Here is a 21,781-nt window from a genome sequence, read left to right as displayed (position 1 = left end):
GGAGGGCCGGCAACGGATAGGATGACACCGCGGTCAACGTCCAGGTCGCATCAGCTTATGCGGTGTAACGCAGTTGCATCGGACGCAATTCCGCCTAGTTTCTGTTCTAGAGCCCGATGTCAGCAACGGCGTTCCCGACAAGAGGTGCATGTTCGCGGCGGTAGACCTCGACCGAGTCGAGGCTGGCGTGGCCGGTCTGTCGGGCGATGGCGGAGCCGTCTGCACCGTTGCGGGTGCCTTGAGTGACGAAGCCGGCACGGAGCGAGTGTCCGCCTAGTTTGGTGAGTGCGGTTGCGTCGTAGCCGGCGTGCTCGGCGCGTCGGCGGATGGTCCGGTGAATCGCCGCTCCGGACAGCGGAGTATTGCCAAGGTTTCCGTTCTTGGCGATTGCGCGGAACAACGGAGCGCGGGCTGCGGTGCGAGGTACTCCCCCACGGCAAACATGTCCTGCGAACGACTCGCGTTTGCGTAGGAGCCGGATCACCGAAGCCCTGCCCCCAGCATCGAATGCGGCGACGACTTGTGCCCAGCGGACGTAGGCGCAGGGTGGGCAGGTTTCGTGGGACCCGGTGTAGGGGAGCGCTTTCACCGCTCCCCTGCCTTCTTGATCCGTCTTCGACTTCCGCATTCGTACGTGGAGACCGTCATGCCGGTGCACACTGACGTCCCCACACGCGAGCTCCGATAGCTCGCTGCGTCGGAACGCGCCGGCGAACCCGAGCAGCAGGATCGCGGAATCCCGGCGTTCCAGCACCTCGTCGGCCCAACCCCGGCACCGCTCTCGGGCGGTTCTGACGAGGAGTTTGATGTCGTCGACCAGCAACGGGTCTCGCGGTGTGCGGGGCCGGTCCCCCGCTGCGGCGTACTCGCGCCGTATGCCCGACAGGGTCGCGGTGACGAGCTCATGGGCCGACGGGGACAGATGCCCGGTGGTGCGGTGCTGATGGTTGATCGCCGCGGTCCAGGTGCCGAAGGTGGCGACGGCGTAGGCCCGCTCCCCTGATTCGGTGCGGGTGTCGGCGGCGTCGACGAGGTAGGCAGCGACGGTGATCGGGTGAGCCGGCAACGTCACGTGACCATTCGCCTCGCACCACTTAGTGAAGCGTCTCCACGCGGCCGCATACGTCTTGCGCGTTCCCTCGGACCGGGAAGACTGCACGGCGCTCGCGATCCGCTTCGCGACGGCCGGCGGGATCTCCGGCTCGACCGCCACTGACCCAACACCTGCAGGAATGCCCACGCCCGTAGTTACCGACGGTGCACGACCTGGTCGAGAGTCCATAGGAGCAGCCTAACGCAGGTCACCGACATGTCTGCAGAGCAAAACTGTGCTGAACTGGCACTTTGGCACCGATGGTGCGGAAAATGCAATTTACGTTGGTCTAATCTGAATAAGTAAGGGTGAGTAGGAAGCTCTATCTGCAAGAGTGCCATTGGCGACCGATCAGAGCTGGCGAAGTGGTGGGTCGCGCTTCTGACACAGACCGGCTACCTGGGCTTAAGCCTCCGCTCCACTTCCCCACTGGTCCGAATCGGAGGCTCAGCAGCAAGGCCTCGGCGGATGTGCTTTCCGCCGAGGCCTTCTTGGTTGGATGAGCTGTGTCAGATGCCTCGAAGCGTCTTCACCAGCTCACGTATGTCCTCCTCGTTGAGCGCTTCCCTGATCGCGACTGCCACAGAGTGGGGATCGCTTTTCAGCTTCATCAGCGCCCGGATTGCGGCGCTGCGTGATGCGATCTGCTTGTCAGCATCGGAGGGTCGGCGTGGTTTCTTCTCGTTTGCTTTCGGCGATGGTGGGTTCTGCTGGCGTGAAGACCACTCAGCGACCTGCTCCGCAGACGGAATCTGCGCCAGCGCCCGAGCGTCTCGGATCGCGAGATCGCCTGAACGTAGTTTCTCCCGCAACTCAGGCTCTAGCTTGAGCAATGCGCGCCGCTGCGAGATCCAGCCTTCTGATCGCCCCAATTTTTGAGCGGCCTTGGTGGCGCTTCCGAGTTCAGTAACAAGAAGGTTGACAGCTTCTGCCTCTTCGACAACGTCGAAGTCTTGCCGGTCCAGGTTTTCGACTATTGATGCCCACAGGATGGCCTCTTTGGATGTTGCAAGGCTGTCCTGAACGACCACATCCATTCCCTTGCGGCCATACTTCTCGCTCGCAGCAAGCCTTCGGCAGCCGTTGACCACAACCCAACGTGCGGAACCGATTCTGGCGACGTCCTCTGGCCAAAGTTCGAGCCACCGTGCGCTCGTAACCACTGTCCCAGGTTGAAGCTGCCGCTCCGCGATTGTAGCCAGATCGGCGAGATCCCCGACCGCTGAGCGCGGATTCCGAGGGTTGGCCACTAGTTCGGACAGAGGCACATCTGGTCTAAATTGGCCATCCACAGGGATGGATGCATCCACGGGCGACTTGTCCCCCACTGAACCAACCAGACTAGAAAAATCGACCCGACCGCCCCGGGACTTCTGTGATGTTGCCATTTACTTACCTACTTCCAGCTCAAGGCACAAGCGTTGGAAGTCCTCACGTGCCTGCAGCGATGCCCGATTTGGCGGGTACTCGGTAACCACTTGCCCCTGAGCTGCGGCTCGACTGTGCACCTTGTAGTGCCGAACAACGGTGTTGGCGAGTGGCCAACCTTGCGCTTGGACGAATGCTTCGGTCTGTTCCAGGTCGACTCGGCCGTCTCTTGGATCCCAGTTGTTGATGACGACAATGAATGGGATTCCCTTCGGCTCAAGCACTTTGGAGATTGTGCGGGCCGTCGGGTCGAAGCTGAGTGGCTCCGGGACGATCGGGACGATCGCGAGATCGGTCACCGAAAGTACAGTGTCGAGCGCTTGTCCTGAAGTGCCGTTATCTACAGCCCCAGGACGATCGCCGATCCAGCCCGGCGTATCGACGTAAACGTGTTTGATTCCATCCAGGTTTGGCAGATGGCGGAGCATTTCCGGGTCGTCGATCTGAGTGACCCGGAAGGGAAGGTCCTGCACTCTTTCGGCCCACCACACTGCCGAGCCCTGAGGGTCGATCGAAGCTGCCAGTACTGGCGATTCGCTCTGCTTGGCTCCGGAGCGAGTCAAGACGTCATTCTTGACTGCCGCCAGGTTCATCGTGAGGGTACTCTTCCCCACTCCGCCCTTTTGGCTGATTATTACGTGTACGGGCATTGAGCCCACCTTCCGTTTGCTTCACCGCGGTGCGGCTACTTCGGTGTGGTGTTCTGGCGATGATCTTTACCGCGGTAAAGATCCGCGAGAACGCGCAGCGCTGGAGTTGCTTGCGCCCTCGAAATGTACATCACTATGCCTCCAGAGTGTTCGGTTGTAGCTTCGACTCGCCGGGTCATGTCTGTGATCCGATGGCAGACTCCCCCGCTGGACCTCGGCGCTCACTGGCTCGTCCACGCGCTGTGGTACTTACCGGCTAAATCTTTACCGCGGTAGACGTCAAATCAGTGAAGGTGGGCAGTGCTTAAGTCCGCCTGTCGCACCATCAACTACTGGTATTCAGACTTCTGACCCGAGGGTGTGGGAGCTACACCGTTGCAGATTCGTGCGAGGACTGTGTCATTGAAGCAGCGAGCAGGGCTGCGGACGGCAGCCGTCCCCAACGTTGGCTGGTTCGCTGGTCGACAGCAGTTAGTCGGGAGGCTTGCTAGGTATGGTGATACACGAAGTGCCGGCACCACGCCCGTCGGATGTCTTTAAGGCCCGCTGAGGCGCGTCGTACTAAGATTTCTGGGCGCGACCTGGCGTTGGTTCTGCAACAGTCGTTGCACTTCGAAGTACGCGCTAGTTGCTTGCTGTTGCAGTGCACTGCAATCATGCGCGACCAGGCTCTTCTGATGCAATCGGCCGGCCGATATCGTAGTGAGGGTGCAACAGTTTTCGTTAGGGTTTTCGGGCAGGCCCAGTTTGGTCGTTTCGCCCAATTCCGGCGGACTGTCAAGGCGCTAGGTCCTGAGCCTTGGCGTTGTCGCGTCTTTACCGCGGTAAAGGCTGATCTCTCACCGCAAGGTGATGATTCAGTAAATGCGAGTGGGTGGTGGGGTGATGTGGGCTCCAGTGAGGCCTTGAGTTTCATTTCTTGTCGGCAGTTAGTTTCAGCCATCTCGTAGGACCTTGGTTTGGCCGGCAACGCCTTGCGGCGGATTTACGTAGGGTGAATCGCGATAGTTCGCGCCGAAGTAAGACCGGGGGGCAGGATGTCGCACCCCACCCAATTTCGTCACTGTGACGAAAAGCGTCGCACCCACAAGCGTCGGGATCTGGCCGATTTGCAGTCGAAGTTCCGGGTTCTTTGGCGGTGCGCATTCGAAGGCCGGCCGAAGGTGGCGGCGGGCCTTTGATAGACAATATTCAATCGAATCCGCTTTAACGAGGCTGGCGTGTGCTGGGGAACTTCCTGTTGAGTGCATTTGCTTGAGTTAAATCGTGGATGCGCTTGATGCGCTGGGGGACCGGGGCCTGCAGAGCCTGGAGTCCGGGTGACCCGTTCCATATCTTGGCGACCTTTACCGCGGTAAAGATTGAATTTGACCTTGGAGTGGTACAGAGCTGCACCCTTGCGTCGAGCTCTCTTCGTGTTGCCGTTCGAGCGCGCCCTTCGAGGCAGGCTTCAGTGCTATGCCTCGCTCAGGCCGAGTGCGACGCTGGCAAGGCTGCATCCTGACATCGATGGAGCGAACATAATCGCGCTCCTATGGGATTGGGGCAACAGGTGAGTCGAATCGTGGGCTGGCACCAATGGTCCAGGCTCTGTGTCCTCTAAGGAGAAGCGCTTCGTAGGAGGGAACGGATGAAGGTGTGTCAGGGTCTGGACGAACGAACATCTTCACGCCGGTGGCGCGGAGCAGCATCAATGCTTGCTGTTCGAGTTCGTGGACCCGATTGCGGGGCCTGGTCGGTGTTCCCAACGCTGTGAGCAGTGCGAGGTAGAACCGGCCGGGTGACGGGTCCGGGGGCATCTGCATGCACAACACCGGTATCTGCTCGCGGTCGGACAAGCTGATCGGCGGATGAGTGCGCCGGAACTTTTCGATGATCATCGACTTGTCGTTGTTCGTCGGACCGAGCAACAGTAGGTTCGGCATACGCTGTCGGTCCGGCCACGACAGCAACGTCTCCAGATGGTCGATGACCGTAGCGATCACCTCATCGGTGCTCACGCGCACTCTGTACCTCGGTCCCACCGAGCGGCGCCGCCAGTTCGAGCGCCACCTCGCGTGAACGCGCGGCTCGCGGCGATGCCCGATGATGCGTACGTTCGCCCGTGGCCGCTGCATCCGCAGCCACTGCCAGGTGAGGCCCTCTCGTCCCACCGCGGGCTCGGCCACGACACCCCGTGTGGCCACGAGATGGTGCGCGCCACCCTCGCCGGTATCCAGGTATCGGTCGCGTAATAGTCAGTGAGATAACCGATTTCGGGTGTACTGTAATGCGCTTCATGCCGTACTGTTGGGGGCAGCGGGAAGGCCAGGTTCTTCTCAGAGCACTTGCAGGCGAACGCTTTTCCCGACATGACCAGATGGTCGGTGCACCCAGGTCCCGTCGCCGTGCCGATCGACCGGTGGGGCCACATGCCGTTCCCCGCACAGTCGATGTCCCCGGCAGGGGTCGGATGGATCGTCGATGCCCATCGCACTGGGCAGCCGCCTCGACACGACCCACGACCGCCTCGGTCGCTGCTCCTCGGTGATCGCGCGCTGGAAGCGGACATGACCGGCTCGCCGCCGCAACCCGTTGCAGCTGCACTGGACTCGGACTACTACCGAATCGGTATCGATGCCCGCCGCCGTGCCCACACCGATCTGGCCGATGTGTCCGACATAACCGATGATCTCGAGCATCGGATCGAGAATCTGTTGCAACGCACCCTCGAACTGCTCGATGGCGCGCCGAAACCAGAAGCGCAACCACACATCGAGTGGGTCGGGTGAACAGTGATCGACAAGAACGATACGGCCATGCCGTGAATGCGTACGCCGGCGTCAGAGAGTTCTGCTACGGGGTCATCCCGCCGCGGGACCTCGCTTCTTGATCGAGCGCGCGCGATCGACAGCTTCGATGTCCGCGTTGATGGTTCGGCGACGTTTCCTCAGAGTCAGTGCCGACAGCGGCAGGCTTGCGGCAAGTGCGGCGAGTAGTACCAATACGAAGGGAATGTCGAGGGTCGTCAGCGCGTCGACGGCCAAGATCACGCCTGCAGCGACGCACACGAGTATCAGCCGTACGCCGTTGTAGGCCAGCACATGAAAGACGAGCTGCCCCTGGGGGGTTGCGGGTGTGCGGATCAGTGGCATCGGCCGTCCTGTCGTGCGTAGTTGTGCGGGCGTCACCGTAGGGTGCGGGGCCGGGTTTCGGTGCCGATCTGCTTGAGGAAATCGTTGTAGGCGTTCAGTTCGCTGTATCCGTCTTCTTCGGCGTGGCGATCCGCGACGGCCGATTCCTCTTTTTCGTCTCGGTTCCATCGAATGCAGAAGATGAGCACCACCAGCAGGGCCACCGGCTCACCGTAGGACCATGCCAGCGCCCCGGCGAGTTTCTGATCAGCTATCGGATCGACACCCCACTGCGGGGGAGGGGAGGCGAACGTGGCGAGCATGGGGGTGCTCGACATCATCAGGATGACACCGAAGAACACATGCAGCGGCATCTCGACGAACAGGTCGAACATACGGCCCAGATTGCTCTGCCGAACAGGGAGGGGGCCGACGGCGAGCACAGGGATGATGAACAGCAGCCCGCTGGCGAAGAAGAAGATCTCCATCGATACGTGCCCGATCTCGCTGACGGCGAGAACATCGAAGATCGACGACAGATACAGACCGTAATAGCTGAAGAGGAACAACGGAATCGTCAGCCCGGGGTGAAGCGCGATGCGCCCGGCGCGGCTACGCAACCCCGTCAGCGCCGCGATCAGTACCCACCGCCCGGTTCCGTGATGAGCGGTGGCACGCAACAAAAGTCGTCCGGGCGAACCCACCACCAACAACGGTGGGATGGTCATCGACAACGTCAGATGCTGGAACATGAAGACGCTGAACAGGCTGTAACCGTAGCGTTCGACCTGCAGTCCGGTCACCAGGACCAGCGCCGCGCAGCCGAGCAGAAAACTCGCACTCCGCCACCGTGACCACGCGATACCTCGACCGCGGACCCGGTAGAGCCCCCAGCAGTACAGCCCGGCCATGACGATGCCGGCGATCGGCAGGATCGGGAGCGGCGGTACATCGAAGCTCAGCAACGCTGCCAGCGTCGGCGGGCCTTCCGGGGGAGTTACTGCGGCGATGTTCATCGGGACCCTGTCATTGCTTGTCCTTGCCTCGGATCACCAACGTCAGGGCGATGGCAGCGAGACCGAGGACAGTCAGGCCCACGATGGAGAGCAGCATCATGGTGTTCTGTTTCGGTGGCCGGTCTTCGCTGGCGGAGGGATTGTTGGGATCGTAGGGCTGCGTAGCCGTGGTAACAGGAGTCGGCGAGGTCGAGGTCGCACCGCCCTGCGATTGCTGTGCAGCGGCGTCCTGAGGGGTGGCGGTCGCCGCAACGTCGACGGAGAAACCGTACGACCCGGTGATCGGGTGCCCGTCCGCGGAGGTGACACGGTAGCCGACGGTGTACTGCCCGTTGGGGAGTCCGTCCTCGAGCAGGACCGATACGTCGGGGCCCTCGACCGTGGCCGTTCCCTGTGCCCACTGAGTGTCGCCAGGACCCACGACGCTGATGGTTGCGAACGATTCGTTGATGTCCTGGTTGAACACCAGACCGACACCGATCGGCGCGAACTCCAGGGTGGCATCGGCGGGCGGGTCGGAGCTGACCAGTTCGCTGTGCGCCGACGCCGGCGCTGCAGCGAACAATGCTGTCCCGCAGATCATCACAGCGATCAGCATCAGACGTTTCACGTGGGGTACTCCTCTGTATCGAGCCCGACCCAACAACTACGGGACATAGTAGTAGGGAGGGCGGTTTAGCGGTGGGTCACTTCTGCGACGATGGTTATTTCACCGGGTCCGGCGGATCGGATCGCTCACGGCCGGCGATGGCTTCGGTGATCACTTCCGAGGGCGCGATCGAATCCGAGTGCGGGCCACCGACGTGCTGCTCGGCGCGGATGCGTTCGACCATGTGCGGATAGTGAAGCTCGAACGCCGGCCGCTCGGAGCGGATTCGGGGCATCTCGGTGAAGTTGTGCCGCGGTGGTGGGCAACTGGTCGCCCACTCGAGGGAGTTACCGAACCCCCAGGGGTCGTCGACGGTGACCACTTCGCCGTAGCGGTAGCTCTTGAAGACGTTCCAGATGAACGGCAGCGTCGAGGCTCCGAGAACGAACGATCCCACGGTCGAGACCTGGTTGAGGGTGGTGAATCCATCGGACGGGAGATAGTCGGCGTAGCGGCGCGGCATTCCTTGCGCTCCGAGCCAGTGCTGAACGAGGAAGGTGGCGTGGAATCCGAGGAACGTCATCCAGAAGTGCCACTTGCCCAGTCGTTCGTCGAGCATGCGGCCGGTCATCTTCGGGAACCAGAAGTAGATGCCCGCATAGGTCGCGAACACGACCGTTCCGAACACGACGTAGTGGAAGTGCGCGACGACGAAATAGGTGTCGGTGACGTTGAAATCGATGGGCGGGCTCGCCAGCAGCACCCCGGACAACCCGCCGAAGACGAACGTGACGAGGAATCCGATGGAGAAGAGCATGGGGGATTCGAGGGTGACCTGGCCGCGCCACATGGTGCCGATCCAGTTGAAGATCTTCACCCCGGTCGGCACGGCGATGAGGAAGGTCATGAACGAGAAGAACGGCAGCAGCACGGCACCGGTGGCATACATGTGGTGCGCCCACACCGCGATGGACAAGGCGGCGATGCCGACGGTGGCGTAGATCAGCCCCTTGTACCCGAAGATGGGTTTGCGGGAGAAGACCGGGAAGATCTCCGAGACGATTCCGAAGAACGGTAGCGCGATGATGTAGACCTCGGGGTGCCCGAAGAACCAGAACAGGTGCTGCCAGAGCAACGCCCCGCCGTTGGCGGGATCGAAGATGTGGGTGCCGAGTTTACGGTCGGCGAGCAGGCCCATCAACGCCGCGGTCAGCAGTGGGAACGCCAGCAGGATCAGAATCGAGGTCACCAGAATGTTCCAGGTGAAGATCGGTAGCCGGAACATCGTCATTCCCGGAGCGCGCAGGCACACCACGGTGGTGACCATGTTGACCCCGCCCAGGATGGTGCCCAGGCCCGCGACGAGCAAGCCCACGATCCACAGGTCGGATCCGATACCGGGGGAGTAGACGGCGCTGCTCAACGGGGTATACGCGGTCCAGCCGAAATCTGCGGCACCGCCGGGGCTGATGAACCCTGCGGTGGTGACCAGCGCGCCGAACAGGTACAGCCAGTAGCTGAAGGCATTGAGCCGGGGGAAGGCGACATCGGGTGCGCCGATCTGCAGCGGCAGGATGTAGTTGCCGAAGCCGAAGACGATCGGGGTGGCGTAGAGCAGCAGCATGATCGTGCCGTGCATGGTGAACAGCTGGTTGTACTGCTCGTTGGAGAGGAACTGCATTCCCGGAACGGCGAGCTCGGAGCGCATGATCAACGCCATCAGGCCACCGACGAGAAAGAACCCGAACGAGGTCACCAGATACATCAGCCCGATGACCTTCGGATCGGTGGTGGTGACCATCGTGTGCAGGAACGACCCCTTGCGGGCCCCGCGGGGAGGATAGGGGCGAACCGCCGGCGCAGCCGGAGGAGATGTCAGCGCCGTCATGGAACCACCTTCGAATCGCACGCGAATTACAGGACGCGTCCGACAGCCTAACTCAAATACTATGCTGCATAGTATTTAGGGGTGGTTCAAGTCAGCAGAACCGCGCACGCTGCGGCGGAGACCGCACTGAGAAGGAGGATTGCCATGGCGGCCGGCACCACGAGCGGCAGCACGGCGGCGGCAGCGTACGCGCCTGCCCCGGTTCGGCTCGGCGTGTGCGCGCTCGTGTCGAGGTGGTGCAACCGCTCGGCGGTCGATTCCCCGATCAGGCCCAACGCCCACAGTGGACGCGCTGAATGCGCCTGCGAGACCGTCGACAAGGCCGAACGCACAGTGTCGGCGCTGGTGACCGCGGCCGCGGACCGGTCCGCGGCGACCTCGACCAGAACCCGCACCGCTGCAGGTGCTGCGGCGAACAGAGGAACGCGAGGAAGTGCTTTGGCCAGGATCTCGCAGATGTTGACGATGCGGTGGTGTCGCCCGCGCAGGTGGGCACGTTCGTGTGCGATCACAGCTCGCTGCTGATCGGGATCGAGATGGGCGAGCAGGCCTTCGGTGGCCACGACGTAGCCCGGGCGACCGTCGATGCTGTAGGCCAGCGGGAGCGGGTGGTCGAGCCACATGATCGGTTCGGGTCCGGGGTCCGTGCGCGCGACGACGGCGATGACATCGCGGTGATAGTCGCGGACTTTGGACCGGGCTCGAAGCTGACGGCGAGTCGAGCGCAGGACGCGCGCCGACGCCGACGCCGCGAGGACGACCGATGCCCCGGCTACAGCTTCACCGATCCACGGCTGCGCCGCGTGTTGCAGCGATCCCAGGCAGCGGACGGCAAGTTCGACCATGCCCTCGGCGGGCGCATGGCCGGGCCAGAGCAACACGGTCACCGCGGATCCCACGAGAAACAGCACCCCGGCGATGCTGCCGATCCATGCGGTCAAGGCGAGAGTGGGGCTCACGGTGCGGGTGAGAGAGGTCAACGGCTGCGGCAGGGCGACGGCCGCGATGATCGCCGCGAGGAGCAACGCCAGCGCGACGATCACCGGTTCACGTCCGGCAGGTTCCCCCGCAGAGCGTCGAGCTCGTCGTCGGTGACGGTTTTCGCGAAATGCATCAGGACGGCGGCCGAGTCGGTGCTGGTGTCGAGGATTTCGCGCAGCGCTTGCGAGGTGGCCTCCGCGCGCGACTGCACCGGGGAGTACAGGTACGCGCGTGACTGCTTGGTCCGCTCGACCCACCCCTTCTCGTGGAGATGGGTCACGACGGTCAGGATCGTGGTGTAGGCGGGGTTTCTGCCGGCCATGCGCTCGCGCAGGTCGTGGACCGACTGCGGTCGATCGCATTCCCAGAGCACGTTCATCACCTCCGCTTCGAGATCACCGAGCCTTTTCATCGCCAGTTCTTCTTTCCTTGTCGTGTCAGGTGATATCGACTCCGCGTGCCGACAGCCACGCCGCCGGGTCGGACTTGGCACCGTCGGGTTGCCACACTTCGTAATGCAGGTGGGGTCCGGTGGATTGGCCTCGGTTGCCTACCGTAGCAATGAGCTCGCCGGCTTTCACGCGTTGACCGGCGGTGACGAGCGCCTGGTCTATGTGGCCGTACACCCCGATCGTGCCGTCGTCCTGACGAATACGCACCCACAGGCCGAACCCTTGCGCCGGCCCTGCTTCGATGACCTCGCCGTCGGTCACCGATACGATCGGCGTCCCGATCGTGTTGGCGATGTCGAGTCCGTAATGCGTTGTCCCCCAACGTGGCCCAGAACTGGAGGTCAATGTTCCCGACACCGGCACCACCGAGAGCGGGCGGCGCGCCTCGGCATCGCGTGCTGCGCGCTCCGCCGCCCGAACTCCCCCCTCGGCGAGTTGTTCGGTCATGCGCTGCGCCAACCGGCCGACGTCGAGATCGGGCAACTGCAACACCTGCGGGGGTGAGGCAACGACCGGGCTCGGCGGCAGGGCGCCGGCGGGAGGTCGATCGATACTCGCGGCGCTGAGCGCCACACTGTCCTGCGACCCGGTGTTCGGAGCCGTCGCTGCCGCGGAAAGAAAGGCACCGACCGCGACCGACGCAGCGATGGCGCGGCCACCCGGCTTCGGCACCCGGCGGCGATGAAGTCCGCGGCGAGTAGTTCGCGACACGGCCTGGACATCGGCGCGGCCCCCGTCGTCGTGCGTCGCCTCGTCCGGACCGGCCACGTGCGCCGCCCACATCGACGCGGTAGTGTCCGCGGCCGCGGTGTCCCAGGCGTCGCTGACCGCGTGAACGGTTTCATCCGGTGCGGGCGTCTGCGCCGAGGGCGTGTGCTCGTCCTCCGGCAGAGTGTCGGAGTACCCGGCATCGGCGGGCGACTCGGTCACGAAACGTGAGGGTGCGAACTCGGCCCGTCGATGACGGGGGCGATCGGTGAGCGCCGTCGGCCTGGTGCCGACGGGCATCGAGATCACGCCGCCGCGCGCCGGCGCTGCGCAGTCGTCGTCGATCGGATCGGGTGTGCGGTGTCGGGCCAAGATCACAATCCTTGGTGGCTACGAGGCCGAGGCCTCGCTCGAGATAACGAAATGGTGACGGTCAGGCCACAGGTTACTACTATCGAGCATAGTTTTTCCATCCCCTTCGACCCGGATTCGCTCATACCGCTGGTCACGGTCCTCGGAGGACATCCCGCGGGCTGCGGCGACCGGGCTGCGGCGACTCTGACCGAGAACGGATTCTTCGGGTATCAGGGGTGATCGCGCCGAGAGGACAGGCCACCGAGCATGGTGTTGTACGCCTCGAGTTCGGTATCACCTTGATCGTCGATTCGGCGGTCTCGTTGTCGTGCCGCGTTCTCGTCGGCCGCCGACCACCGGACCGCGGCGAGAACCGCGGCAGCGAGCAACGGTAACTCGCCGATGCCCCACGCAAGAGTGCCGCCGCGCCGCTGGTCGGCCAGCAGGTCTGCGTTCCAATCCAGACGCAGTCCGCTGTAGAAGCTCGCTCCGAGCGCGGTCTCGAGATCGATCGTCACGACGAGGAAGAATGCGAACCCGGCCAACGCGGTGATACTCGCGAGCAACTTCGTCAGTCCCGCGATCGGTCTCGGTACCGGGTCTTCGCCGACCGTGCCCCAGAACATCACCATCCCGACGGTCAGGAACCAGCCCTTCATCACCATGTGTGCCACATGCGAGTCGGCGACGGTGTCGAACACTCCGCCGGGGTAGATCAGGTAGAAGCTGCTCAGGAACACCGTGGTGCTGACCCACGGGTGGATTGCGATCCGGGCTGCTCGGCTGTGCCATGCAGCCCGGAGCCATTCGCGCGAGCCCGGTGCGTCGGCTGCCGGCGCGGTCGGCAGGACCGAGGCGAACAAGGTGGCCGGTCGGCCGAGGACCAACAGCAGCGGCACGGCGATGGCGACCGCGGTCAGTCCCGCCATGTGCACGCTGAACATCGCCGGGCTGTAGAGCCCGACCCCGGACGAGGTCGCCACGAGCAGCACCGCAGTGCCCATCAACCAGCTCGCGGTCCACCGCCGCCGCCATGGCAGGCCTACCCGCCGACGACGCCGCACGGCCACCAGATACACAACAGCCGCGATCACGGCCGCGGACCCGAACACCAGGTCGAAACGCCACTCGAACGCCAACCGCGCAGCGGTGGGCGGGCCGTCCAACACGTAGCCCAAGGCTTCTTCGTGCGCCTGAGGTAGCGAGGCGTCCTGCGGCGGGGGCGGGGGAGTGCGACCGAGTGCGACCGCCAGGCCCACTGTGGTGACGAGAACGAGGGTCTCGATCATCGACAACGTGATCAGGGATCTGCGGTTCTCGGGATCGTGAGCCAGAGCGCCGACCGTTCGTCGTCGCTGTATCCACCCGAGGGTCCCCACGATCGCCAGGGCTGCGATCTTCGCCAGTATCAGAGCGCCGTACGTCGAATCCCACAGCGACGTCACGGGTACTCGCACGGCAGCGTTGACCACTCCGGAGACCGCCATGATCACGAACGCAACCAGAGCGAGCGTCGAGTAGCGGCGGGTCGCGACGGCAAGGTGTCCACCCCCGCGCAGCGCGTGAGCGAGAAGTGCGAGGAGTCCGCCTACCCACAGTGCGGCGGCGAGGATGTGCAGGATCAACGAGTTCGTCGCGATGTCGTGATTGCCGCCGGTCGAGGAGTGGCCGGTGACCGCGCGCGGGATCAACGCGAGCATCGACAGGGCGAACAAGGCGGGGGTCCATCGATGCCGCAACACCGCCGCGCATGCTGCGGCGGTGATCGCCGCGATCGCGGCGGTGATGGCCCATGCAGTGGAGGCCTCGACATCGCCGATCGCACCGAGGAACTGCACCGGTTGCGCCGCAACGGATCCGACAGGTTGACCCGACGCGTCCGAGAGCGTCAGCGGCACCAACGCCGCTGCGCACACCGCCCACACTGCGGAGGCCTTCGCCGCGGTGCGGACGGCGATGTACCCGTCGATGTCGAGCACACCCGACATTTGGGGAGGAACGAGGAACGCTGCGAGAAGCAACGACCCCACCGCCACGACCGCGGCTACCTCTCCGAGCGCGGTCAGCGCCGGAATACCGTAGGTCGTGATCGGTCCCGGATCGGGAAGCCCGAGCAGAATCAGCGCCTGCGACGTCGACAACGCCGCGAGCGCAGCGGCCACCACTGCCGCGATCGCGGCCCACAGCAGCATCACCTGCGAACCGGAGCGTCGATTCACCGGACCGCGGGTCGAGAGTGCGGCTTCGGTGGCCATGTCGTCGGTGGCCATGACGCGGCACCCCTTACGTGGATGATGTGTGGCGGGAAAACTGTCGGCCGGCAATATCGGCACGGCTGCGCGACCGAGTCGCGCAACCGAGATCGAACTACTACGAATCATAGTTCTGCGCCGACGCAGTGCGGCCGCGCGGGCAGCAGCTTCCAGCGAACACGACACTTGCATATATGCGCATATCGCAATATGTTGTGTTCCTGCTATCGAACCACGCCGAGAAGGGGTACCCACGATGGGACACGGACATGGCCACGGGATAGAGCCGGGATCGCCGGCGAGCGCATCCGGTAAGCACCTCGGGCGACTGTGGATCGCTGTCGGTCTCGGGGCGGTTACGTTGGTGACGCAGGTGGTAGTGGGTCTGTCCACCTCGTCGCTGGCGTTGTTGTCCGATTCCGCACACGTGTTCACCGACGTGTTCGGGGTCTTGATGGCGATCGTGGCGATCACACTCGCACAGCGGCAGTCTCGCAAGACCGGCCGCACGTTCGGACTGTATCGAGCCGAAGTGTTCGCGGCTCTGTTCAATGCAGTGCTGCTCTTCGGTGTCGCTGGGTGGATTCTCTACGAAGCCGCGCAACGCATCACGAACCCACCGGAGGTGCCCGGGATTCCGGTCATGTTGGTGGCACTGCTCGGTCTGGCCATGAACCTGATCGCGTTCCTCCTTCTGCGTAGTGGTGCGAAAGAGAGCCTCAATGTTCGGGGTGCGTATCTGGAGGTGATGGCGGACATGCTCGGCTCGATCGGAGTGCTCGTCAGCGGACTGGTCACCGTCGTGTTCGGGTGGCGGTACGCCGACCCGGTCATCGCGGTCGCCATCGGGTTGTTCGTTTTGCCGCGTGCATTCACTCTGGGGCGTCATGCCGTACGAATTCTGCTGCAACACGCTCCGTCGGGCATCGATGTCGCCGCCGTGGAAAAGGCCCTGACCGGTGTCGACGATGTCGAAGAGGTACACGATCTGCACATCTGGACACTGACGTCGGGGATGGAGGTCGCTTCGGCGCATCTGACGGTCGCCCCGGAGGCCGAGACACCCCGGGTGCTCGCTGCAGCGCAGCAGGTTCTCCGCGACGAGTTCGGTCTCGAGCACGCCACTGTGCAGGTCGAACCCCAGGAAGGCGAAGGCCGTTGCCGAGAGGTCAATTGGTAGGCAGGTCTCTGGTAGGCAGGTCTCGACCCGGTGCGAGATCGGCACGCCGTGCTGTCGTCGACACGGCAGCGATGTACCGGAACCGGCACCAGTCGGGTGGGGGCACAGAGTGGGTCCTCGATTGCCGCACATCGGCCCGGTCGACACCGTTCACCCCGAACCCGTCCACCTCGCATGTTCGGCCGCCCGGTGATGGATCAGTCGACTGTGAGGGTATCTACGGTTCTGGTCACGGCGCGGTTCGGCAGTGGCTCGGTAGCGGGGCTGCGCATGACCGCCCCGTCGGTGATCGAGAAGGCACTGTTGTGGCAGGGGCACTCGATCGTGCCGTTGCGGACTCGGTTCACTGTGCACCCTTGGTGAGAACAGATAGCCGAGAAGGCACGGAAGGTACCGGGTTCCGGTTGGGTGACGACGACCTGCCGGTCGGCGAGCACGATTCCACCGCCGACAGGAACATCGTTCACCGACAAGGTGATGGGACCGTCGGAAGCGGTGTCCTCACCGGACGGGGCTTCGCCGACGCTGCATCCGGCGGCAGCCAGGCACGCTGTAGCGCAGCTCGTAGCGAGAAAAATACGGCGCGGTAGCGCCGGGATGTTGTCGCTCATGCAGCAGGTTCCCCTCGGTGCGCCTCGGTGCGCCTCGGTGAGCGAGAGGCGACGATCGCTTGTCGGTGGTTGTGGTCGACTATGTTTCGAGCCGTTTCGGTGTCGATCACTCTCACTGTTCGAGCGAATCAGCATGATTGTCCTGTCGCGAATGTGTCTGCACTGCAGGGCATTCGATTCGAGCACCGAGGTATCTCATGCAAGTTCACGATTCGGCGCTGTCGGGCACTGCGGGCCGAGGGGTAATCTTTGTGGCCTCTCGCGTGAACAGTGCCGCCCCGATCATCAGCACCACCCCGCAGGTGATGTAGATGTCGGCGAGGTTGAATGTCGGCCACCAACCGGTGTGAAAGTAATCGGTGACCGCGCCGTCGAGGAGCCGGTCGAGGACATTCGAGAGTGCACCGGCGAGGACCAACGACAGCGCTGCCGTGGTGACCGGACCCGCGTGAGGCGCGGTACGCCACCCGTAGATCGCCAACCCGGTGGTGATCGACGCCGTCACGGCGACGACGACCCACACGGGCAGAGAATCACCCAGGCTGAACGCCATTCCGCGATTGAAGGCCAGTCGCAGCTCGAGTATCCGCAGCGGAATCGTCGAGCCGGGCAACGCCGCCTGCGCCCAGTAGTCGACCAGTAGAGCGGCAGCGACCAGAGCCAGGACAAGGGCGGTTGCGGCGGCGCGGAGCCGAGCGGTGGCGATGGGGGAGCGGGTCACTGGTCCTCGTTCTCGGGTGTACACCGTGCGTACGTCCGGGTGCACCGCAGACGGTGCAGGTGACCCCGGATTTGCCAACACTTGAAATACTATGCACCATAGTAGTTGATGAATACCGTCGATTTCTCCGCCACCCGATGCGTCGTGTCGCCGTGAGGGCGGCGGCACCCTCGTCATGAGGGCGATGCCCGATGCCGAACCCGGGCCCGGACCGTCCTGCGTCGACCGAGGTCGAGTGTGGCGGCTGTATCGGACAAGTCGAGGTGAAGGGCCCCGAACCTGGGCACGTCTGACCGCAGCGGCAACTTCGGGGCTGGCGATGTACGCCACGTTCCCGCCCATCGATCTGTGGTTTCTCGCTCCGGTAGCACTTGCAATGCTGCTGTTGGCTGTGCGCGGGCGAGGGGCGCGTGCGGGGGCCGGCTACGGCTTCGTTGCCGGCTCGGCGTTCTTCGTGCCTCTGTTGCCGTGGGTGGGGGAGTACGTCGGGTCGGTGCCGTGGCTGGCGCTGGCTGTCGTTCAGGCCCTCTTCGTGGCGATGTTCGGCGCGGTAGCGGATCGGATGTCGCGACTGCCGTGGGCGCCGGTCTGGGTGGCGAGCGCCTGGGTGGCGATCGAAGCTGCGCGCTCACGTGTCCCGTTCGGCGGATTCCCCTGGGGCCGCATCGCATTCGGTCAATCCGACGGGCCGCTGCTGCCTCTGGCTGCGTTGATCGGCGCGCCGGGGTTGTCGTTCGTCGTGGTGCTGATCGGGTCCGCTCTGGCCGGTGCCATCGCTTCCGATCGGTTCACCCGCAGAACTGCAGCAGCGTCGTGCATGGGTGCGGCCACTGTTGTAGGGGCGCTCACGGTGGTGGCTCCACTGTTCGCTCCGCCGCCGCAGGACACGGTCACCGTCGCCTTGGTGCAAGGCAACGTCCCGCGGCTCGGTCTCGACTTCAACGCCCAACGTCGAGCAGTGCTCGACAACCACGTTCAGCGCACCATCGAGCTCGCCGACGACATCGACTCCGGCCGCGTACGCGTACCCGATCTGGTCATCTGGCCGGAGAACTCCTCCGACATCGATCCCCTGCGCAATCCCGATGCCGCGGCGGGTATCGATGCCGCAGCCCGCGCCGTCGGAGTGCCCATTCTCGTCGGCACGGTGCTACGCCAGGGCGACGGCACCACCACGAACACTTCGATCGTGTGGGATCCGGTCACCGGCCCAGGGCAGAGGCACGACAAACGTCGACTGGTGCCGTTCGGGGAGTACCTGCCGATGCGCACGATCGTCACCGCACTCTCTCCCTATGCCGCCCAAGCAGGACGCTTCGTTCCGGGTCAGGGCAACGGCGTCGTCGACCTCGCCGGAGTGCCCGTCGCGGTGGCCACCTGCTACGAGGTCGCCTTCGACGCATTGCTCACCGACTCCGTTCGCGCCGGTGCCCAGCTGATCGCAGTGCCGACCAACAACGCCACCTTCGGTCGGACGAACATGACCTATCAACAACTCGCCATGTCGCGGGTACGGGCGGTCGAACACGGGCGCAGCGTCGTCGTTTCGGCCACCAGCGGCGTCAGCGCCGTCATCGATGCACGCGGGGAGGTCGTCGAGCGCACGGAGCTGTTCACCCCCGCAGCTGTCGTCACCGAGGTGTCACTGAGCACCACGCTCACCCCGGCGACGATCACCGGCAGCGTTCCGGAATGGATTGCCGCTACCGGCGCTGTTGCGGCACTGGCGTTCTCGCTGCTGCGCCGACCACGCTCCACCACACCGAACCCGCAAACTACTATGTCGCGTAGTATTTAGATGGTGGTCGGTGAAGGGTGTGCGGAGATGACGATCGACGAACACCCCAGTGCGCACTCGCCGGGACTGGTGCGCAGAACGGTGGCGATGCTGCGCAACCGGTGGCGACAACTGACGTCGATGCGGACAGCGCTGGTGCTGCTGTTCCTCCTCGCCGCCGCAGCAATCCCCGGCGCATTGCTGCCGCAGCGCAATCTCAATACCCAGGCCGTCGATGCCTACATCGCCGCCCGCCCGGCTCTCGGGCCGGTGATGGACACACTGGAATTGTTCGACGTGTTCGCAAGTTCCTGGTTCACCGCGATCTACGTCCTGCTGTTCGTGTCTCTGATCGGCTGTCTGACTCCCCGGTTGATCGAGCACGGTAAAGCTCTTCGCGCACAACCTGTTCGAGTACCCCGAAATCTCACTCGACTACCGTTGCATCATTCGGGCACCCTCGCCGGCGACCCCGAGAAGGTGATCGCCGACATCGCGCCGCACTTGAAAGGGTGGCGTACCGTCGTGCGGCCCGAGCCCGATGGGGCACTGACCCTCTCGGCCGAGAAGGGCTACACCCGCGAGGCCGGAAACCTGCTCTTCCACTTCTCGCTGATCGGCCTGCTCGCCGCTATCGCCATCGGCAAACTGTTCGGCTACGAAGGCTCGGTCATCGTCATCGCCGACAACGGACCCGGTTTCTGCAACACCTCTCCCGCCGTCTACGACTCCTTCCGCGCCGGCAACAGCACCGACGGCACCGGCCTCGAGCCGTTCTGTATCCGGGTCAAGGACTTCACCGCCGACTACCTCGAGAACGGTCAGGCCGAGATGTTCACCTCGAACATCTCCTACCAGAGCGCCGACGACATCGCCGCCGACACCTGGCGCGACTATCAACTCAAAGTCAACGAACCCCTCCGGCTCGGCGACGAACGCATCTACCTCACCGGACACGGCTACGCCCCCGAATTCACCGTCACCTTCCCCGACGGCCAGACCCGCACCGAAGCCCTGCAGTTCCGCCCCGACGACGCCACCACGTTCCTCAGCAGCGGCGCGCTGCGATTCGACCCACCCGGGGGGACCTACGCCACCGCCGACGAACGCCGCCGAGGGCAGATCGCCATCGAAGGACTCTTCGCGCCCACCGCGCAATTCAACGGAAACCTGCTCTCCTCCCGCTTCCCGGAACTGGTCGATCCCGCTGTGGCAGTGGACATCTACAAAGGCGACACCGGTCTCGACACCGGCATCCCGCAGTCGATCTTCTCCCTGGACCAGGAGATGATCAACCAGGGACGGCTGGTCAAGCAGGACCGAGTCAACCTGCGGCCCGGAGAATCGACAACCCTCACCGACGGCACCGTCGTCCGGTTCGACGGGGCCAAGGAATTCGCGAACCTCCAGGTCGGATACGACCCCGCGCAGCGGTGGGTGCTCGTGTTCGCGGTCACGATGATGACCGGACTACTGATCTCCCTGGTGATCACCCGCCGTCGTGTCTGGTTTCGGATCCACCCTGCCGAACACGGCCGCGCGGGCGTGGACATGGGCGGACTGGCTCGCACCGATCACGCCGGCTGGGGACCCGAATTCGAGACCCTCCGGTCGAAGATCTGGCCGCACACGCAGAGCCTGTCCGAGAACCACGACAGAGAAACGGTGTAACACCATGCCGATCGACGACACCCTCGCCCGTTGGAGCGACATCAGCTTCGAGACCGCGTTCGTGGTCTATCTCCTCGCCGCGATGGCGTTCCTCGGCCAGCTCGCGACGACCCGTGCGGCGACACTGCACAACACGGAGCGACTGCGCACGCGAATAATCGCCGCGACGTCGACGACACCCGGTCGCATTCCCGACGCACCCCGGCGGGTTCCGTCCGAACGCCTGGGGCGCACAGGCCTCGGGCTGGTGATGGTGGCGCTGACGTTGCATGTCGGGTCGATCGTTCTTCGCGGGATCGCCGCCAGCAGGCCGCCGTGGGGCAACATGTACGAATTCGTCTCGGTCACCTGCGCGGCCGGTGTACTGGCTGCACTGGTGGTGCTGCGCTCCAAGCAACTGCGCACCCTGTGGTTGTTCGTCCTGGTACCGACATTGATCCTCCTGTTCGTCGCCGGCACCGTGCTGTACGCCAACGCAGCACCGGTGGTACCGGCACTGCAGTCGTACTGGCTGCCGGTGCACGTCTCCATCGTCTCGCTCGGCAGCGGGGTGTTCTTGATCTCCGGGGTTGCAAGCGCGCTGTTCCTGATCCGCATGAAGCATCCCGAGGCCTCGGGGAGCAGAATGAGCCGAATCGTCGCCCGTCTGCCCTCCGCGCAGACACTGGACATCGTGGCGTACAAGACCACGATCTTCGCATTTCCACTCTTCGGCGTCGGCGTCATCCTCGGTGCCATTTGGGCCGAAGCCGCATGGGGCCGATTCTGGGGCTGGGACCCGAAAGAAACGGTCTCCTTCATCACCTGGATCGTCTACGCCTCCTACCTACACGCCCGCGCCACCAGCGGATGGCGCAACACCCGCGCAGCATGGATCAACATCGCCGGATTCGTAGCGATGCTGTTCAACCTGTTCATCATCAACATGGTCGTCTCCGGCCTGCACTCCTACGCAGGCCTGAACTGATGACTCCCGCTACGTGCCCTCCAGCGCGTCCGCAAGGTCCTGCGGAATGGGCATCGGCGACATCAGTCCCGCCTCGACCCGGCCGGTGTTACCGGCCGGGTATCGCCCCGACCACGATCCTGGAGCAGCGACCACGATCCGAATCAACTGGCCCCAGGATTCGCGCCGATCATGTTCTACCGCCGCAGCTTTCAACATCGCGGCGTGGTTGCGAGCATGCAACCGTCAACAGGGCTGCGAGAGGATGTGTGCTCGTTCGAGGTGGTACCAGCGCACCTCTGTTGTCGATGCCCGTGCTGCTGCGGTCATGTCGATCCCGTAGAGCCTGCG

19 protein-coding genes and 2 pseudogenes are annotated in these 21,781 nt (G+C 64.1%); 6 read left to right on the top strand and 15 right to left on the bottom strand.

All coding sequences use genetic code 11. The features are described from left to right. Window positions 1-106: 106 nt before the first annotated feature. The 4 genes and pseudogenes from CH249_RS19235 to CH249_RS19220 form a co-directional block, all read right to left on the bottom strand. The gene (locus CH249_RS19235) at window positions 107-1,282 is read right to left on the bottom strand and encodes a site-specific integrase (protein WP_068050853.1); all 1,176 of its coding nucleotides are present in this window, start codon (window positions 1,280-1,282) and stop codon (window positions 107-109) included. Window positions 1,283-1,602: 320 nt separating this feature from the next. Further along, complete coding sequence (locus CH249_RS19230; protein WP_329946442.1) at window positions 1,603-2,256, bottom strand: ParB/RepB/Spo0J family partition protein; 654 nt, start codon at window positions 2,254-2,256, stop codon at window positions 1,603-1,605. Window positions 2,257-2,481: 225 nt separating this feature from the next. Further along, window positions 2,482-3,171 carry a ParA family protein gene (locus tag CH249_RS19225; RefSeq protein ID WP_032370995.1) on the bottom strand — a complete coding sequence of 230 codons (690 nt, stop codon included), beginning with the start codon at window positions 3,169-3,171 and terminating at the stop codon, window positions 2,482-2,484. A 1,655-nt stretch (window positions 3,172-4,826) separates the two neighbouring features. Next, window positions 4,827-5,141: pseudogene (locus CH249_RS19220) on the bottom strand (TniB family NTP-binding protein); the annotation flags it as partial. An 87-nt stretch (window positions 5,142-5,228) separates the two neighbouring features. Between CH249_RS19220 and CH249_RS28035 the strand changes: the two are divergent. Both CH249_RS28035 and CH249_RS19215 read left to right on the top strand, forming a co-directional pair. Next, window positions 5,229-5,405, top strand: a complete 177-nt coding sequence (locus tag CH249_RS28035; protein ID WP_155288467.1) for a hypothetical protein — start codon at window positions 5,229-5,231, stop codon at window positions 5,403-5,405. Between the two features lie 117 nt (window positions 5,406-5,522). After that, a complete protein-coding gene (locus CH249_RS19215; protein WP_094650287.1) occupies window positions 5,523-5,942 on the top strand; it encodes a hypothetical protein in 420 nt (139 codons plus the stop codon). A gap of 72 nt (window positions 5,943-6,014) precedes the next feature. Here the strand turns inward: CH249_RS19215 and CH249_RS19210 are convergent, their stop codons facing one another. The 8 genes from CH249_RS19210 to CH249_RS19175 all read right to left on the bottom strand — a co-directional run bounded on the left by CH249_RS19210 (window position 6,015) and on the right by CH249_RS19175 (window position 14,542). Continuing rightward, complete coding sequence (locus tag CH249_RS19210) at window positions 6,015-6,305, bottom strand: DUF4229 domain-containing protein (protein ID WP_052053811.1); 291 nt, start codon at window positions 6,303-6,305, stop codon at window positions 6,015-6,017. A 32-nt stretch (window positions 6,306-6,337) separates the two neighbouring features. Then, a complete protein-coding gene (locus CH249_RS19205; RefSeq protein WP_032370888.1) occupies window positions 6,338-7,300 on the bottom strand; it encodes a cytochrome c oxidase assembly protein in 963 nt (320 codons plus the stop codon). 10 nt (window positions 7,301-7,310) lie between these two features. Further along, window positions 7,311-7,910 (bottom strand): copper resistance CopC family protein, encoded by a 600-nt coding sequence (locus CH249_RS19200; protein WP_032370889.1) that lies wholly within the window; start codon window positions 7,908-7,910, stop codon window positions 7,311-7,313. Between the two features lie 94 nt (window positions 7,911-8,004). After that, complete coding sequence (gene ctaD / locus CH249_RS19195) at window positions 8,005-9,777, bottom strand: cytochrome c oxidase subunit I (protein WP_052053812.1); 1,773 nt, start codon at window positions 9,775-9,777, stop codon at window positions 8,005-8,007. Between the two features lie 86 nt (window positions 9,778-9,863). Continuing rightward, on the bottom strand, window positions 9,864-10,820 hold the full coding sequence (locus CH249_RS19190) for a M56 family metallopeptidase (RefSeq protein WP_032370890.1): 957 nt from the start codon (window positions 10,818-10,820) through the stop codon (window positions 9,864-9,866). Beyond that, window positions 10,817-11,170 (bottom strand): BlaI/MecI/CopY family transcriptional regulator, encoded by a 354-nt coding sequence (locus CH249_RS19185; protein WP_032370891.1) that lies wholly within the window; start codon window positions 11,168-11,170, stop codon window positions 10,817-10,819. The genes CH249_RS19190 and CH249_RS19185 overlap by 4 nt, the downstream gene beginning before the upstream one ends. Window positions 11,171-11,195: 25 nt before the next feature. After that, a complete protein-coding gene (locus CH249_RS19180) occupies window positions 11,196-12,290 on the bottom strand; it encodes a M23 family metallopeptidase (RefSeq protein WP_255176020.1) in 1,095 nt (364 codons plus the stop codon). Window positions 12,291-12,502: 212 nt separating this feature from the next. Then, window positions 12,503-14,542: a cytochrome c oxidase assembly protein gene (locus CH249_RS19175; protein WP_032371001.1), complete on the bottom strand. Its 2,040-nt coding sequence runs from the start codon at window positions 14,540-14,542 to the stop codon at window positions 12,503-12,505. Window positions 14,543-14,780: 238 nt separating this feature from the next. On the opposite strand from CH249_RS19175, the gene CH249_RS19170 reads away from it, so the two are divergent. Beyond that, on the top strand, window positions 14,781-15,704 hold the full coding sequence (locus tag CH249_RS19170) for a cation diffusion facilitator family transporter (protein WP_032370892.1): 924 nt from the start codon (window positions 14,781-14,783) through the stop codon (window positions 15,702-15,704). A gap of 197 nt (window positions 15,705-15,901) precedes the next feature. Here CH249_RS19170 and CH249_RS19165 read toward each other — a convergent pair whose 3' ends face one another. Both CH249_RS19165 and lspA read right to left on the bottom strand, forming a co-directional pair. Further along, on the bottom strand, window positions 15,902-16,315 hold the full coding sequence (locus tag CH249_RS19165) for a Rieske (2Fe-2S) protein (RefSeq protein ID WP_032370893.1): 414 nt from the start codon (window positions 16,313-16,315) through the stop codon (window positions 15,902-15,904). A 205-nt stretch (window positions 16,316-16,520) separates the two neighbouring features. Then, a complete protein-coding gene (gene lspA, locus CH249_RS19160) occupies window positions 16,521-17,036 on the bottom strand; it encodes a signal peptidase II (protein ID WP_052053813.1) in 516 nt (171 codons plus the stop codon). Window positions 17,037-17,355: 319 nt separating this feature from the next. Between lspA and lnt the strand changes: the two genes are divergently transcribed. The 3 genes from lnt to ccsB are packed head-to-tail and all read left to right on the top strand — an operon-like array spanning window position 17,356 to window position 21,451. Next, the gene (gene lnt / locus CH249_RS19155) at window positions 17,356-18,834 is read left to right on the top strand and encodes an apolipoprotein N-acyltransferase (RefSeq protein WP_094721993.1); all 1,479 of its coding nucleotides are present in this window, start codon (window positions 17,356-17,358) and stop codon (window positions 18,832-18,834) included. 27 nt (window positions 18,835-18,861) lie between these two features. After that, a complete protein-coding gene (locus CH249_RS19150; RefSeq protein ID WP_032393456.1) occupies window positions 18,862-20,484 on the top strand; it encodes a cytochrome c biogenesis protein ResB in 1,623 nt (540 codons plus the stop codon). A 4-nt stretch (window positions 20,485-20,488) separates the two neighbouring features. After that, window positions 20,489-21,451: a c-type cytochrome biogenesis protein CcsB gene (ccsB, locus tag CH249_RS19145; RefSeq protein ID WP_032370894.1), complete on the top strand. Its 963-nt coding sequence runs from the start codon at window positions 20,489-20,491 to the stop codon at window positions 21,449-21,451. 9 nt (window positions 21,452-21,460) lie between these two features. Here the strand turns inward: ccsB and CH249_RS19140 are convergent. Then, window positions 21,461-21,760, bottom strand: a pseudogene (locus tag CH249_RS19140) (DUF3703 domain-containing protein). Window positions 21,761-21,781: the final 21 nt, after the last annotated feature.

Origin of the sequence: Rhodococcus sp. 05-2255-3B1, assembly GCF_002258545.1 — a bacterium.
Classification (GTDB): Bacteria; Actinomycetota; Actinomycetes; order Mycobacteriales; family Mycobacteriaceae; genus Rhodococcoides.
This window is presented reverse-complemented; position numbering and strand designations above follow the sequence as displayed.